The 13,609-nt window shown below is 67.0% G+C and carries 16 protein-coding genes; 9 read left to right on the top strand and 7 right to left on the bottom strand.

The features are described from left to right. Position 1: 1 nt before the first annotated feature. A complete protein-coding gene (fdxA, locus tag AB0M15_RS34360) occupies positions 2 to 328 on the top strand; it encodes a ferredoxin (protein ID WP_131285641.1) in 327 nt (108 codons plus the stop codon). Between the two features lie 108 nt (positions 329 to 436). Here the strand turns inward: fdxA and AB0M15_RS34355 are convergent, their stop codons facing one another. Both AB0M15_RS34355 and dapD read right to left on the bottom strand, forming a co-directional pair. Beyond that, positions 437 to 1,414, bottom strand: coding sequence for a hypothetical protein (locus AB0M15_RS34355; protein ID WP_363827980.1), 978 nt, complete (start codon positions 1,412 to 1,414; stop codon positions 437 to 439). Between the two features lie 94 nt (positions 1,415 to 1,508). After that, positions 1,509 to 2,447: a 2,3,4,5-tetrahydropyridine-2,6-dicarboxylate N-succinyltransferase gene (dapD, locus tag AB0M15_RS34350; protein ID WP_363827976.1), complete on the bottom strand. Its 939-nt coding sequence runs from the start codon at positions 2,445 to 2,447 to the stop codon at positions 1,509 to 1,511. Between the two features lie 89 nt (positions 2,448 to 2,536). Here dapD and AB0M15_RS34345 point away from each other — a divergent pair, with 89 nt between their 5' ends. The 5 genes from AB0M15_RS34345 to AB0M15_RS34325 all read left to right on the top strand — a co-directional run bounded on the left by AB0M15_RS34345 (position 2,537) and on the right by AB0M15_RS34325 (position 6,520). Further along, a complete protein-coding gene (locus AB0M15_RS34345) occupies positions 2,537 to 3,373 on the top strand; it encodes a nucleoside hydrolase (RefSeq protein ID WP_363827973.1) in 837 nt (278 codons plus the stop codon). A 42-nt stretch (positions 3,374 to 3,415) separates the two neighbouring features. After that, positions 3,416 to 4,276, top strand: a complete 861-nt coding sequence (locus tag AB0M15_RS34340) for a phosphotransferase (RefSeq protein WP_363827970.1) — start codon at positions 3,416 to 3,418, stop codon at positions 4,274 to 4,276. Further along, positions 4,273 to 5,154 (top strand): NAD-dependent dehydratase, encoded by an 882-nt coding sequence (locus AB0M15_RS34335; protein ID WP_363827967.1) that lies wholly within the window; start codon positions 4,273 to 4,275, stop codon positions 5,152 to 5,154. The genes AB0M15_RS34340 and AB0M15_RS34335 overlap by 4 nt, the downstream gene beginning before the upstream one ends. Before the next feature lie 78 nt (positions 5,155 to 5,232). After that, entirely contained in the window at positions 5,233 to 5,997 is a 765-nt protein-coding gene (locus AB0M15_RS34330) for a TipAS antibiotic-recognition domain-containing protein (RefSeq protein WP_363827964.1), read from the top strand. Positions 5,998 to 6,097: 100 nt separating this feature from the next. Next, the gene (locus AB0M15_RS34325) at positions 6,098 to 6,520 is read left to right on the top strand and encodes a hypothetical protein (protein WP_363827961.1); all 423 of its coding nucleotides are present in this window, start codon (positions 6,098 to 6,100) and stop codon (positions 6,518 to 6,520) included. Positions 6,521 to 6,699: 179 nt separating this feature from the next. On the opposite strand, the gene AB0M15_RS34320 is transcribed toward AB0M15_RS34325, so the two are convergent. Genes AB0M15_RS34320 through AB0M15_RS34310 form a run of 3 tightly spaced genes read right to left on the bottom strand, consistent with a single transcriptional unit; the run spans position 6,700 to position 9,300 of the window. Then, positions 6,700 to 7,701, bottom strand: coding sequence for a LacI family DNA-binding transcriptional regulator (locus AB0M15_RS34320; RefSeq protein WP_363827958.1), 1,002 nt, complete (start codon positions 7,699 to 7,701; stop codon positions 6,700 to 6,702). Positions 7,702 to 7,750: 49 nt separating this feature from the next. After that, entirely contained in the window at positions 7,751 to 8,677 is a 927-nt protein-coding gene (locus AB0M15_RS34315) for a ribokinase (protein WP_363827954.1), read from the bottom strand. Beyond that, the gene (locus tag AB0M15_RS34310; RefSeq protein WP_363827951.1) at positions 8,674 to 9,300 is read right to left on the bottom strand and encodes an SIS domain-containing protein; all 627 of its coding nucleotides are present in this window, start codon (positions 9,298 to 9,300) and stop codon (positions 8,674 to 8,676) included. Before AB0M15_RS34310 ends, AB0M15_RS34315 begins: the two co-directional genes overlap by 4 nt. Before the next feature lie 157 nt (positions 9,301 to 9,457). On the opposite strand from AB0M15_RS34310, the gene AB0M15_RS34305 reads away from it, so the two are divergent. From AB0M15_RS34305 to AB0M15_RS34295, 3 genes are read left to right on the top strand one after another with little or no spacing between them, the layout of a single operon-like run. Next, positions 9,458 to 10,804 carry a sugar ABC transporter substrate-binding protein gene (locus AB0M15_RS34305; protein WP_363827946.1) on the top strand — a complete coding sequence of 449 codons (1,347 nt, stop codon included), beginning with the start codon at positions 9,458 to 9,460 and terminating at the stop codon, positions 10,802 to 10,804. After that, complete coding sequence (locus tag AB0M15_RS34300; protein ID WP_363827938.1) at positions 10,801 to 11,748, top strand: sugar ABC transporter permease; 948 nt, start codon at positions 10,801 to 10,803, stop codon at positions 11,746 to 11,748. Before AB0M15_RS34305 ends, AB0M15_RS34300 begins: the two co-directional genes overlap by 4 nt. Further along, positions 11,738 to 12,535, top strand: coding sequence for a carbohydrate ABC transporter permease (locus AB0M15_RS34295; protein WP_363827933.1), 798 nt, complete (start codon positions 11,738 to 11,740; stop codon positions 12,533 to 12,535). Before AB0M15_RS34300 ends, AB0M15_RS34295 begins: the two co-directional genes overlap by 11 nt. Before the next feature lie 35 nt (positions 12,536 to 12,570). Here AB0M15_RS34295 and AB0M15_RS34290 read toward each other — a convergent pair whose 3' ends face one another. Next, positions 12,571 to 12,903 carry a TraR/DksA C4-type zinc finger protein gene (locus AB0M15_RS34290; RefSeq protein ID WP_363827926.1) on the bottom strand — a complete coding sequence of 111 codons (333 nt, stop codon included), beginning with the start codon at positions 12,901 to 12,903 and terminating at the stop codon, positions 12,571 to 12,573. 11 nt (positions 12,904 to 12,914) lie between these two features. After that, positions 12,915 to 13,574 carry a maleylpyruvate isomerase family mycothiol-dependent enzyme gene (locus tag AB0M15_RS34285; RefSeq protein ID WP_363827923.1) on the bottom strand — a complete coding sequence of 220 codons (660 nt, stop codon included), beginning with the start codon at positions 13,572 to 13,574 and terminating at the stop codon, positions 12,915 to 12,917. Between the last annotated feature and the right edge of the window lie 35 nt (positions 13,575 to 13,609).

The following is a 13,609-nucleotide window of genomic DNA, read 5'->3' as shown; positions in this document are numbered from 1 at the left end:
AGTGACCTACGTCATCGCGCAGCCGTGTGTTGACCTCAAGGACCTCGCCTGTGTCGAGGAGTGTCCGGTCGACTGCATCTACGAGGGCAACCGGATGCTTTACATCCACCCCGACGAGTGCGTCGACTGCGGAGCGTGTGAGCCGGTCTGCCCGGTAGAGGCGATCTACTACGAAGACGACACCCCGGAGCAGTGGAAGGACTACTACACCGCCAACGTCGACTTCTTCAACGACCTCGGCTCACCGGGCGGCGCCTCCAAGATGGGCAAGATCGACAAGGACCACCCGTTCATCGCCGCGCTGCCCCCGCAGGAGCACGACGAGTAGAACTCGCCCGACCCCAGCTGACCAGAAGTCAGCACCTTGAACACCTAGCGGCGACCTTGGACACGTTATTTCATGTCCGAGGTCGCCCTTTGGTGTTCAAGGTCGCGACTACTGGTCGATGACGTCTACGTGGACGTGGTCGAGGTGGCGGAGGGTGTCTTTGTTGCCGGGGCGGTCGGGGGCGGTGTAGTCGCGCCAGCCGTTGTCGGACTTGCCGCCTGCGGTCCAGATCTTGTCGCTGAAGATGACTGTGCGGATGCCGAGGTGGTCGGCGCGGGCGACCAGGTACTGCGCCATGGCCCAGCCCTTGACCGTGTTGGCCGCTGAGATGGGCTTCACGAAGATGTCGACGGCCCGGCCCTCGTAGTGCGCCGAACCTTCCATGTGACCGGTCGTCACGCCGCCGGGCTCGTAGCCGCCGGTGGACACCTTCCCGAAGGTCGCGACCAGGTCTTTGCGAACCTTCTCGGCGCGCGGCGTCAGCCCGTTCTTGCCCATCGTCTCGGCCGGCATCGACTCGGTGTTGACCGTGCAGCTGAGAGCGGCCTTCGACTGCCCGGTCAGTGCGGACGCCAGGATCCGCGCATCCGCCTCATGGTCCGCATACGCATTGGGGAAGGCGCTGCGCTGCACCTTGTCGGCCGCGACCGTCACGGCGAGCTTCTGGTAGTTCGGCACCTTCACCAGTGCGTCGTAGAACTTGCCGGCCGCGTAGTGCGGGTCCTGCACCTGCTTGATCGTCCCCCAGCCCTGCGACGGCCGCTGCTGGAACAACCCGAGCGAGTCCCGGTCCCCATGCGCCAGGTTCCGCAGTCCGGACTCCTGGTACGCCGTAGCCAGCGCGACCGTAGCGGCCCGCGGCGGCAGCCCGCGGCGTACGGCGACGCCCACGATGATCGCCGCCGACTCCGCCTGCTCCAGGTCCAGTACTACGGACCCGGTGCTGACCGTGGCCTCGCACTGCTCACGTGGCGGCAGCAGCGGGCCGAAGTCCTTGCCGCTGACCCAGTGGATCCCGACACCGACAGCGACCGCGAAGGCACCCACTGCTCCTACTGCGACCAAGGCGCCCCGGTTCATCGGCATACCGGTCCCAACGTGCGACGACGGCGTACTGGTTCCGGGATTTGGGTCACGCTCTGTATGACGTGCTGCCCCTCACCTTGGTTGGCGTGATTTGTCACGCGTTGGCGTGCAGCGCCTCGTTGAGCGCGATGCCCTCACCCTTGCGCGGCCGTGCCTCGACCGCGCCGGTGATCGAGTTGCGCAGGAAGAGCAGCCCGGACTGGCCGGACAGCTCGATCGCCTTGACCACGGAGCCGTCGGGCAGCTTGAGCTTGGTACCGGGGGTCACGTAGAGCCCCGCCTCGACCACGCAGTCGTCGCCGAGCGAGATGCCGATGCCGCTGTTCGCGCCGAGCAGGCAGCGCTTGCCGATCGAGAGCACGGCCTTGCCGCCGCCGGACAGGGTGCCGAGGATCGACGAGCCGCCGCCGATGTCGCTGCCGTCGTCGACGATCACCCCGGCCACGATCCGGCCCTCGACCATCGAGGTGCCGAGCGTGCCGGCGTTGAAGTTCACGAAACCCTCGTGCATGACCGTGGTTCCCGACGCCAGGTGCGCGCCCAGGCGAACCCGGTCCGCGTCGGCGATCCGGACACCGGACGGTACGACGTAGTCCGTCATCCGCGGGAACTTGTCGACGCTCGTCACGGACAGGTGCTGTCCGGCGGCCCGGGCGCGCAGCCGGACGTGCTCGATCTCGTCGACCGGTACCGGGCCGTGCGAGGTCCACGCGTTGTTCGGCAGGGAGGCGAAGATGCCGTCCAGGCTGAGGCCGTGCGGACGGACCAGCCGGTGCGAGAGCAGGTGCAGCCGCAGGTAGGCGTCGGCGACGTCGGCCGGCGCCTCGTCGAGCGTGATCGTGGTCTGCACGACGGTCCGGCGTACCTGGCGCAGGTCGTCGTTGCCCTCGGCAGCGATCAGCTCCGCCGGCGCCTTCGTGCCCTCGGGCGCCTCGCCCAGTTCGGGGGCCGGGTACCAGACGTCGAGCACGTTGCCCGAGGTCGTGACGGTGGCGAGGCCGAAGCCCCAGGCGCGCGTGGCGTTCTCAGTCATACCCCAAAGCCTGCCAGACGCCCGGTCGGCGGCCGACCACCGGTCTTGCCAGTCGATAACCTGCTGCGGTCACCTTCGAAAGGATCCGCGTGCCGACCTCGCTCGTCCTGGACACCGACATCGGCACCGATGTCGACGACGTCCTGGCGCTCACCGCCATCCTCGGCTCACCGGAACTCGCCCTCACCGGGGTGACCACCGTGTACGGCGACGTGCTGCTGCGCGCCCGGATGGTCGCCAGAATCGCCCGCGTCGCCGGCCTCGACCTTGGCCCGGTCGTGCCTGGGCGTGGCGAGACCCGATCCGGTCGGGAGGTGTTCTGGGCCGGGCACGAGGGCGTGCTGATGCCTGACCTCGACCGGGAGGCGGTCGGTGAGGGTGATCCGATCGGGTTGCTGGCCGGGTCGTCGACCGTACTGGCGATCGGGCCGCTGACGAATCTGGCCGAGGCGGTCGAGGTCGAGGGGCATCGGATCGACCAGGTGTTCTTGATGGGTGGGGACTTCACGTCGGGGAAGGTCGAGCACAACATCAAGTGCGATGTCGCGGCGGCCGCGGTGGTGTTCGGGTCCGGCGTACCGGCGACGGTGATCGGGCTGGAGCAGACGACGCGGTTGCGGCTCGACGCTTCGATGCTGACGGAGCTCGAGGCGGCGGGGGCTTTGGGGGAGTTGCTCGGCGGTGAGATTCGGCAGTACTGGGCTTATCGGTCGCAGGACTTCAATGTGCCGCATGATCCGGCGGCTGTTTTGACGATGGTCGAGCCGTCGCTGTTCTCTTTCGCCACTGGGCGGATCGTGGTCGAGGGCGATGGGTTGACCCGGTTCAGCGTGGAGGAGGGCGGGCCGCACCGGATCGTGACGGATCTGGATCCGGTACTGGTTGCCCGGCGGATCGTGGATCGGATGCTCGCGGCGATCAGCTGAAACCCGTTTGGAAGTGGTGACGCGGCTTGTCAGGATGGCTGCATGCTGCCCGCTTGGCTCGACGTCATCGCCGGACCGGTTCTCGAGGCGACGCAAGCGCCGGCGGTCGGTGAGCTCAAGGGCGAGGTGCTGCGCGAGTGGGGTTCGTCGGAGGTGTGGCGGCTGTCCTACGGACTGCGCTGCGTGATCGTCAAGCGGGGGAGTGACGCCCAGACGAGTGAGGGTGCGGCGTACCGGCGCTTTGTCGTGCCGCTGCAGTTGCCGGCGCCTCGGTTGATCCACAGTGTCGAGACCGATGACTCTGTACTGCTCGTGCTCGCCGACGTCGGGCGCGTGAATCTGGAGCAGGAGCCGTCTGCGTCGGGCTTCCTCGCTGCGGCCGAATTGCTGGCTGAGGTGCGGTCCAAGCCGGTGGATGCTTCGAGTGAGTTCACGTCGAAGCAGTTGGCTGAGCTGGTACGCCGAAGTCCCGCCGACCCCGAGCTTGCGGAGCGGCTGCTGACCGTGGGTGCCGCGGCTCTCGATCAGTTGCATGAGGCAACGGATGCCCGGGTGGTCCATGGCGACTACGTGCCGAAGAACCTGGTCTCCGACGGCACTCGGTGGACGATCGTGGACTGGCCGCTGACCTACCTCGCGCCGCATCTGAGTGATCTCTACACCCTGGTCCGCGATGCCGTTGCCATCGGCCACCAAGCCGAGCCGATCGTTGCCCGCTACATCGATGCGGCGGGCGCCGATCCTTCGCTGGTGCAGCGACAGTTGTCGATTGGCGGGATCGCGTTCATCCTGCGCGCACTGACCTGGGTCGTCGAGGAGGGCGTCCGGACAGTACCTTCCTCCAGCGAGTGGATCAACCCACTGCTCGCTGAGCTCGACGACGTCGCGAGGGGGCTGGGATGAGGTTGTTGGTGCTCGGCGGGACCAAGAACCTCGGGCGGCATGTGGTCGAGGTGGCGCTGGCGGATGGCCATCAGGTGACGCTGTTCAATCGCGGGCTGACCAACCCGGGGTTGTTTCCCTCGGTCGAGCGGATCATCGGGGAGCGTGCCGATCCGGTCGCGCTGGCGTCGGGCGAGTGGGACGCGGTGATCGACATGTCGGGGTTCTTGGTGCGGGACATCCGGCGGAGCGTCGAGGTGTTGCGGGATCGGGTTGGGCACTACACGTTCATGTCGACGATCGGGGTCTACGCGAGCAAGACGACGCCGGCGATGACCGAGTCGGCTGAGCTGCTTCCTTGGCCATCCGGCGCTCCTGAGGACGAGTTCTCGATGGATCTCTACGGGCCGTCGAAGGCTCGGGCGGAGTTGCTGCTGACTGAGGCATTCGGAGACCAGTTGTCGGCCGTGCGATCGGGCTTCGTGGTGGGGCCGTACAACCCGGACTTCGGCAACTGGGGTGAGGCACTGGCCACGGGCAAGGCACTCGAATGCGCGGCTCGGCCCGACCAGCCGATTCAGTACCTGGACGCACGCGACCTGGTTGCTTTCCTGTTGCGCTTGAGCATTGACGGGGCGGGCGGGGCCTTCAACGCGGTGAGTGAGTCGACAACGATGAGGGCCTTGGCTGAGGCGTGGCGTTCCGTAGTACCGGGAAGTCCGCCGGTCGATTGGGATCCCCCTGAGGACCGCTTTCACCTGACCCATGACGGGACCTTTCAGCTCGACAATCGCAAGGCGCTGGCGGCGGGGCTGGTCGTGCGGCCGGCCGAGGAGTCGGCGCGGGACTTCGTCGAATGGATCCGGGCCGGCAATACCCCGCCACCACCGCCGCATTGATAGGCTTGAAGTTGACGTAGCGGCAACACCTAGCGTCATTGGTGTGGCCGGAAGGGCCGGTCGCATGATGGTGGAGGGATGGGTGGCGAGGTGGCCTGGTCGATCGCCGAGGTGGCGCGGGAGTCGGGTGTCACCTCGCGGACGCTGCGGCATTACCACGCGATCGGGCTGCTGATCCCGGCCCGGACCGCGCCGAACGGACGCCGGTACTACGAGCAGGAACAGCTGCTCCGGCTGCAGCAGATCCTCCTGCTCCGCGACCTCGGACTCAGCCTCGACGTCGTCGGCGAAGTACTCGAACGCCGCAGCAGCGCGAGCACGATCGAGGTACTCGCCCGGCACAAGGAATGGCTCTTGCGCGAGCAACTGCGCCTGGGCCAGCTGATCCGCACCGTCGACACCACCATCGCCAACCTCTCCGAAGGAGGCGAAATGAAACCCGACAAGATCTTCGAGGGCTTCGAGCACAACCCCTACGAGGCCGAGGCCCGCGAACGCTGGGGCGACGCCCAGGTGGACGCCGGCTACGACCGAATGCGCAACTGGACCGAACAGGAGGCCGACTTGGCCCGCACCGGCCACCACCGCGTCCACGAAGGAATCGCAGCCCTGAAGGCGAAAGGCACCCCCGTGCACGACCCGACAGTCCAGGACCTGATCCAACTCCACTACCAGGTAACCAGCCTCTTCTGGACCCCGAACCGCGAGGCCTACAAGGCCCTCGGCCAGATGTACGTCGACGACCCCCGCTTCACCCAAACCATCGGCGGCACCGACAACACCATCGCCCCCTACCTCCGCGACGCCATGACCATCTACGCAGACACCAACCTAACCACCTGAAGCCCACCGAAACCGCCGGGCGAGGTCCAAGCTGGTCCGTGCCTATGTCGACGAGACCGGTGACCGTGGGACGTCTGGAAAGGCCTCGCGGTTCTTCGCGATGGTTGCGGTGCTGATCGCCGACGAAGACGACCCGTCGTTGCGTCAGGCGATCGGAGTGTGTCGTCAGCGGCTCTCCGTGCCGGCGGGCAAGCCACTGCACTGGACCGAACACGTCAAGAGGTTTCCTCGGCGGCAGTTCGTGGCCGGCCAGCTCGCGGCGGTGGACGGGGTGGTGGTCAACTTCGTACTCGTCGAGAAGGCGGCTCTCGCGACAGGCGATCCGATGCGAGCCAATCAAGTTGCCTTCTACAACTACGTGGCGGGATTGATCCTCGAAGGGACATTGCTGACGGCAAGTAGCTGGCGCGGGCGGCGTTGGAGGCGGATGAGTTCGGTGGGTTCGAGCACCATCATCTGCTGGCGGTCAGGCATCAGATTCGCAGGTACGAGGGGAAGAGCTGGGGGCACGGGGTGCGGGTGATCGCCGTGCCGGGGCTGATGGAGGCGTACCCGTGGTGGCCAGGGGAAGGGCTGTGACGAAGGACGAGGCCTTCGATGGTCCGGAGCGCCTCAGCCGGTGAACCGGAGGGTCTGGCAGCAGACCTGGCGTTCTCTCCGCGGCTATCGAAGGCCTCGTGGAACTCAGAATAGCAGGGTGGGTCAGGGTTTTTTGGGGGCCGAGGTGGCTCGGATGTGGAGTTCTGTGCGGAGGGTGACTGTGGATGGGGGGCGGCCGGGGGAGGCGATTCGGTCTTTCAACAGAAGGCCTGCGGTGCGGCCTAGTTCGTAGGTGGGTTGGGCGACTGTGGTTAGGGAGGGGACTACCAGGTCGGCCCAGGGGATGTCGTCGAAGCCGACCACGGCGATGTCGTCGGGGGCTCGGAGGCCTCGTTTGGCTAGGCATTCGAGGGCGCCGACGGTCATCAGGTTGTTGGTGACGAAGAGGGCTTCGGGGGGCTCGGGCTGGTCCAGGAGGCTTTCCATGGCTGCGAAGCCGCCGGCCTCGCGGAAGTCGGCGTGGCGGACCAAGTCCTTGTCGTAGCGGATGCCTGCCGTGCGGAGGGCCGAGCGATAGCCGGCCAGGCGGTCCATCGCGGTGCTGACCCGGCGCGGGCCGGTGATGCAGGCGATGCGTTGGTAGCCGCCGTCGAGGAGGTGTTTGACGCCTTCGGCGGCGCCGTGTTCGTTGTCGACGAGGACGGTGTCCGCCTCGACGCCCTCGACCCGGCGGTCGATCAGGACCATCGGGGTTTTGGCGCCGTCGAGCAGTGCGACGCCCTCGGCGGTCGACGTCGGGGAGATCACCACGCCGGCCATCTGCTCGGTCAGTACCGCGGAGGCGTACGCCTCTTCCTTCGCGGGATCCTCATCCGAGTTGCACAGTACGACGTGGTAACCCTCCGTCTGAGCGACGTCCTCGAGACCGCGCACCAGCGAGGTGAAGAACGGGTTCTCGATGTCGGAGATCACGACGGCCCAGAGATTGGTGCTGGCCCGGCGGAGGTTGCGGGCCACTCCGTTCGGCCGGTAGCCGAGCTCCGCCACCGCCGCGCGGACCTTCTCGGACAGTTCGGGGTCCACGTTCCGGCGGCCGCTGAGCACCCGCGAGACGGTGGCCGGCGATACGCCAGATCTACGCGCGACGTCGTAGATCGTCGTCATACTCGCTCCCCGCTTGAGACCTACCCGCCGTCTGGACGGCACAAGGATCTCACGAGTCCAGCAAGGCCAAAGCTGCAGATCGGTCGGGGCAGGAGGTGGCCGCGCCGTTCATCGTTGTAGACAGCGCACCCGCGGCATTGGCCAGCCGTACGGCGTCGGCCAGCGTCGTGCCGGTGGCCAGCGAGGCCGCGAGTGAGCCGCAGAAGGCGTCGCCTGCGCCGACTGTGTCGACAGTTGCCACCGCATGCGCAGGAACACGCAATTCGACTCCAGCAACACGATCCAGCACGTAAGCGCCACGGGGGCCGAGGGTGATCACGCAGCCGCGGAGGTTCCATTCATCGGCCAGGCGACGTGCAATCACCGGTACCTGGGAATCGTTGCAGTCCAGCCCGGTCAGGGCGGCGGCCTCCACCTCATTGGGGACGAGGACGTCCACGAAGGCGGCCAGGGACGAGTCGACCGGGCCGGCGGGTGCCGGGGTGAGGATGGTGGTGACGCCGGCGGCTGAAGCCAGTCGGAGGGCTGCCCGGCTGGCCTCGACGGGGAGTTCGAGTTGGACGCTGAGGACCGCGCTCGAGGTCAGTACGGGTGAAGCCGCCTCGACGTCGGCGACGGTGATCGCGGAGTTCGCCCGCGACACGATGATGATCGAGTTGCTGCCGTCCGGAAGTACCAGCGGAAGCCCCACCCCGGTACCGAGCTCCGGATGCCGCACCACCCAATCGGTGTCCACCCCATCCGTCTTGAGCAACTCCAGGAACTCCTCGCCGTACCGATCGTCCCCGATCGTGCCGACGATCGCGGTGCGCGCTCCCATCCGCGAAGCAGCGATCGCCTGATTGACCCCCTTGCCCCCAAGGAATTCCGCGAAACCCGTGCCGTGCAAGGTCTCCCCAGGCAGCGGCCGCCGCTCGGCGCGCGCGACCAGATCCTTCATGAACGACCCGAGCACACACACGTCGTACTGCGTCATGCCTCCTCCCCGGCATCGAGCAACTTGCGCCCGAGCGCGCCGGAGGGATGGAACCGGGCGAAATCGTGATGAGTGAACTCCCGCAGTACTACGAGAGCGCACGCGAGCGCATCGCCCATCACCAACGCCGCCGTCGAGGAGGCCGTCGGCGCCAGATTGAGTGGATCTGCCTCCCGCAACACCATCGTGTCCAGCGTGTACGCCGCAAGCCCGGCGAGCGTGGACTCTTCCGCCCCCGTCATCGCAATCACTGGGATCCCCCGATCGCTCAGCATCCGCGCGAACGCGCACACCTCCGCCGTCTCGCCCGACGCCGACAACGCGAGCACGAGGTCCCGCGCCGTGACCGCACCCGAGTCGCCATGCAAGGCGTCCCCCGCGTGGATGAAGGTCGCAGGCGTCCCCGTCGACGCCAACGTCGCCGCGATCTTGCGCCCAACAAGCCCCGATTTACCCAGACCCGTGACGACCAGATGTCCTTCACAAGCGGCAACGGCGGTGAGTACGTCGAGGAACACCCCGTCGAGCCGGCCGGCCAGCGCGGAGACTGCCGCCGCTTCGGTCTCGATCGCGTGCCGAGCGGCAGCCAGACCGCGCCCGACCAGCTCCCGGGGCAACTCCACAGGCGGCGTACCCGGCATCCCTTGCCCCACTTCCGCAGTAGCTCAGAAATCGATTTCCAGCGAGAGTAGGCAAATCCACGCTCAGCTGTCAATGAAACCTTGACCGCTCCGGCCCTCGCCCGTACTTTGTGAGAAATCGATTGCCAAGGAGTCTCCGATGGCCGCACGATCCCCTGCACCTCAGTTGAGCCGACGGACCCTGCTGGGCGCGCTGGCTGCATCCGCCGTCGCCGCACCACTGCTGACCGCCTGCGGTGGCGACGACGCCGGCGGCGACGGCAAGGAGCTGTCGTTCTGGAACTTCTACGGTCCGTCGGACGACAACAGCCCGCAGAGCAAGTGGTTCGTCGCCCTGGCCGAGCAGTGGAACCAGAACAACGACGTCAAGGTCAAGCTGCGCTACATCCCCGGCAAGGACTATCTCAGCGGTACGACGCTGCAGACGGCCTTCCAGTCGGGGCAGGGCCCGGACATCTTCCTGATCAGCCCCGGCGACTTCCTGCGCTACTACAACGGCGGCGTCCTCCAGGATCTGTCCGGCAACCTGAGCGATGCGACCAAGACCGACTACCTGCCCGGCCTGCTCGAGGCTCGCAGCGTCGACGGCAAGATCTACGGCCTGCCGATGGAGATCGAGCCACTCGCCTTGTACTACAGCGAATCCGCGTTCGAGAAGGCCGGCCTGTCGGAGGCGGATCTCCCCAAGACCTGGGACCAGACCCTCGCGGTCGCCCAGAAACTGACGGGCAAGGATCGGTACGGGGTGATGTTCGAGACGCTGCCCGGCTACTACCAGAACTTCACCTGGTACCCGTTCCTGTGGCAGGGCGACGGTACGCCGATCAAGGACGGCAAGGTCGCCTTCGACTCACCGGCCGCCGTCCAGGCGCTGAGGTTCTGGCAGGACACGATCAAGAACAAGGTGGCTCCCCGCAAGGCGCTCGGCGACGGTGGCGGTGACGTCGTCTCCAACCTCGGCTCGGGCGCGGCCGCGATGCAGCAGAGCGGGATCTGGGCCGTCGCAGACCTGCGCGCGAAGGCGAAGAACTTCAAGTACGGCGTGATTCCGCACCCGACTCCGGAGGGCGGCAGGCCGGCCACGGACCTCGGCGGCTGGGCGTTCGTCGCGAACTCGAAGGGCAAGAACCCCGAGGCCGCGGCCAAGTTCATCGCCTGGGCGCTCGGGTCGACCGATGCCGAAGGGGTCGAGCGGCAGTGGCAGTGGAACACCGTGGTCAAGACCAATGTGCCGCCACGCAAGTCGGTCCAGACTGCCGCTGACGCGAAGGGTGCGTTCGCCGACGGACCGCTGAAGAAGTTCGTCTCCGAGATCGCGCCGACCGGCAAGCCTGAGCCGCGCTTCCCACCTGAGGTGTACCAGCCGATCGCGGACGCCATCCAGGCCTGCCAGCTGAATGGTTCCGATCCGGCCAAGGCGGCGGCCGATGCCGCGCAGAAGATCGACACCTTCCTGAAGTCCTACCAGGGCGCGCCCATCACATGACCGCGACGATCACCCGGCCCGAGGCGCTGGTGAAGAGCCCGCGCGAGAAGGTGCCGATGACCAAGAAGCGGCGCGAGGCGCTGGCGGCGTACGCGTTCCTCGCGCCGGACGTGATCGGCCTGCTGATCTTCGTCGCGCTGCCGATGGTGCTGGCCTTCGGCGTCGCCTTCTTCAAGGTCGACGGCTTCGGCAACTACCGGTACGTCGGTCTGGCCAACTACCGGTTGATGGCCGGCGACGACCAGCTCTGGGCATCGCTCGAGGTGACCGCGATCTACGTCGTGAGCTTCGTGCCGATCGCCTTCGTGGTGAGCTTCGCGCTGGCGATGCTGGTCCGCAACCACTTCAAGGGGATCGGCTGGGTCCGCTCGGCGTTCTTCCTGCCGAACGTGGTCAGCCTGGTCGTGGTCGGCCTGATCTGGCAGTTCCTGCTGGTCGACAAGCGCGGCGCGCTCGCCAAGCTGCTGGCACCGCTGGGGCTCGGCGACGTGTCCTTCCTCGGTACGCCGTCGCTTGCCCTGGGCACCTATGTGGTGATCTCGGTCTGGTTCCTGATGGGCTATCAGATGCTGGTCTTCCTGGCCGGGCTGAAGGACGTACCGAAGGAGCTCGAGGACGCGGCGCAGATCGACGGCGCGAGTGCGTGGCAGCGGTTCCGGTACGTGATCTGGCCGCTGCTCCGGCCGACCAGCTTCTTCGTCGTGGTCAACTCGACGATCGGCGCGGTGACCGGGCTGCAGGCGTTCGACCTCGTCTACGTGCTGACCAAGGGCGGGCCGGCCCGCGCGACGAGCACGGTCGTCATCTACATCTACGAGCAGGCGTTCACCTTCAACAACATGGGGTACGCCGCGGCGCTCACCACCGTCGTCGTCGCCCTGCTCACTGCCTGCACCGGCGTGATGTTCGCCGTCACCCGAGGAGGTCGCTTCGATGAGGACTAGGTTCTTCCCGATCCTGGCTCACGTACTGGCTCTCCTTGCTGTCGCCCCGCTGCTCTGGGTGCTGATCAGCGTGTTGAAACCTGCCGAGGATGTCTTCTCGTTCGGCTGGCCGTCGGCCTGGACGCTCGACAACCTCCAGTACGTCCTGCTGAAGATCCCGTTGCCGCGCTTCCTGCTGAACAGCGCGATCGTCTCGGTCGTCGTCACCGTCGTCGCCCTGTTCTTCCACTCGATGGCGGCGTATGCCCTTGCCCGCTTGCGTTTCCCGGGCCGCGGGATCATCTTCTCCGGCATCATGTCGACGCTGCTCGTCTCGCTGCCGGTGATCCTGGTGCCTCTGTTCCTGGTAGCCAAGCAGCTCGGCCTGCTGGACAGCTACGCCGGCCTGATCGTCCCCAGCATCTTCCATGCCTTCGGCATCTTCTTGCTCCGCCAGTACTACCTCAACATCCCGCGCGAGCTGGAAGAAGCCGCCGACCTGGACGGCTGCGGCTACTGGCGTCGTTACTGGAGCGTCATCCTGCCTCTGAGCCGTCCGGTCCTGGCCAGCCTGTCAGTGCTGTTCTTCCTGGCCAACTGGAACGCCTTCCTCTGGCCCCTCACCATCACCCGCAACCCCGACCTCCGCGTCATCCAGCTAGGCATCGCCGGCATGCAAGGCCAGTACGCCTCAGCCTGGAACCTCATCCTCGCCGCCGCGGTCATCGCCGCCATCCCCACCGTCATCGTCTTCGTCGCCGGCCAGAAACGCCTGGTCGACGCCATGAAGACCACCGGCCTGAAGTAGGCCGCCTGCGCGGACGCGGCGCCGCCGCCGACTGGTCAGGTCGCGCAGTCGATGCAGGTCCGTGCGGTCGGTCGGGCGAGGAGCCGGCCGACGGCGATCGGCTTGCCGCAGGTTTCGCAGCGGCCGTAGTCGTCGGCGTCGAGGCGGCCGAGGGCGTCGTCGAGGTTTGCAAGGTGTTTGTGGGCGTCCTCGAGGAAGGTCGTCGTCTGGGAGCGTTCGAAGGCGATCGTGGAGCCCTCGGGGTCGTGTTCGTCGTCGGTGGCGACCAGGCGGGAGGCTTCGACGATCGCTTCGAGGTCGGCGGTGAGCGCGGCGATCCGGTTCGCCGTACTGGCTCGATCGGCGAGGAGTGCTGCGCGGAGGTCCACGTCTTTGATTGTCAGGGCCAGGGGTTGAGGTCGGGAAGGGCGCCTGTGAGCGGGTGCGGCCGTCCGGCTAGCCAGGCGGTCAGGTCGGTCAGGGAGCCGGTGAGGACCACGTCTTCGCCGGTGCCGTTCTCCCAGCGGACCTCGCCCGCGTCGAGGACCAGGTGGACCCCGGTGGGTGTTCGGGGCCGGAGGAAGTCGAGGAGGTGGAGGCAGAAGTCTTCGGACCAGTCGTCGGTGGTGGGCTCGAGGGCGAGATCGACGGTGTGCACTTCGTACTCCCGCCAGCCGGCGTACACGGTCGCGGCCAGATCGCTGTCTCGGTGTCGCACCGGGCGCGACCAGTCGTCGACCTTGCCCCAGGCGTCCAGCAGACCGGCGCTCGAGGTCGACACATGATCCCGCAGCTCGTCGGCGGAACGGCCGGCGCCGACCTCGATCGCGGCATCACGAGCCGGGCGGCCACCGTCGTACATGTCGATCAACCGCCCGGCGAGAGCCTCCTCGACCTGCCGCGTCATTGCCTCACTGAAGTTCGCGATATGCGTCAGCACATGCCCCCGCGACCATCCCGGCAGACCCGAAGGTGCCCGAGCGGTTTCGTCGTCGAGGTCGACGAGCGGGGCATTGAGCCGAGTGATCGACGCCTCGATCGGGGTCTGGAGGTCGCTCATGGGTCCGCCTAATGGTAGATCTTATTCTGCCGTTA

Origin of the sequence: Kribbella sp. NPDC051718, assembly GCF_040681515.1 — a bacterium.
Lineage (GTDB): Bacteria > Actinomycetota > Actinomycetes > Propionibacteriales > Kribbellaceae > Kribbella.
This window is presented reverse-complemented; position numbering and strand designations above follow the sequence as displayed.

Bases quoted from the DNA above. Each gene is read 5' to 3' on its own strand.
- AB0M15_RS34355 (WP_363827980.1), bottom strand. From the start codon at position 1,414: ATGCCGATGAACCGGGGCGCCTTGGTCGCAGTAGGAGCAGTGGGTGCC.
- dapD (WP_363827976.1), bottom strand. From the start codon at position 2,447: ATGACTGAGAACGCCACGCGCGCCTGGGGCTTCGGCCTCGCCACCGTC.
- AB0M15_RS34340 (WP_363827970.1), top strand. From the start codon at position 3,416: ATGCTGCCCGCTTGGCTCGACGTCATCGCCGGACCGGTTCTCGAGGCG.
- AB0M15_RS34335 (WP_363827967.1), top strand. From the start codon at position 4,273: ATGAGGTTGTTGGTGCTCGGCGGGACCAAGAACCTCGGGCGGCATGTG.
- AB0M15_RS34330 (WP_363827964.1), top strand. From the start codon at position 5,233: ATGGGTGGCGAGGTGGCCTGGTCGATCGCCGAGGTGGCGCGGGAGTCG.
- AB0M15_RS34325 (WP_363827961.1), top strand. From the start codon at position 6,098: ATGGTTGCGGTGCTGATCGCCGACGAAGACGACCCGTCGTTGCGTCAG.
- AB0M15_RS34320 (WP_363827958.1), bottom strand. From the start codon at position 7,701: ATGACGACGATCTACGACGTCGCGCGTAGATCTGGCGTATCGCCGGCC.
- AB0M15_RS34315 (WP_363827954.1), bottom strand. From the start codon at position 8,677: ATGACGCAGTACGACGTGTGTGTGCTCGGGTCGTTCATGAAGGATCTG.
- AB0M15_RS34305 (WP_363827946.1), top strand. From the start codon at position 9,458: ATGGCCGCACGATCCCCTGCACCTCAGTTGAGCCGACGGACCCTGCTG.
- AB0M15_RS34300 (WP_363827938.1), top strand. From the start codon at position 10,801: ATGACCGCGACGATCACCCGGCCCGAGGCGCTGGTGAAGAGCCCGCGC.
- AB0M15_RS34295 (WP_363827933.1), top strand. From the start codon at position 11,738: ATGAGGACTAGGTTCTTCCCGATCCTGGCTCACGTACTGGCTCTCCTT.
- AB0M15_RS34285 (WP_363827923.1), bottom strand. From the start codon at position 13,574: ATGAGCGACCTCCAGACCCCGATCGAGGCGTCGATCACTCGGCTCAAT.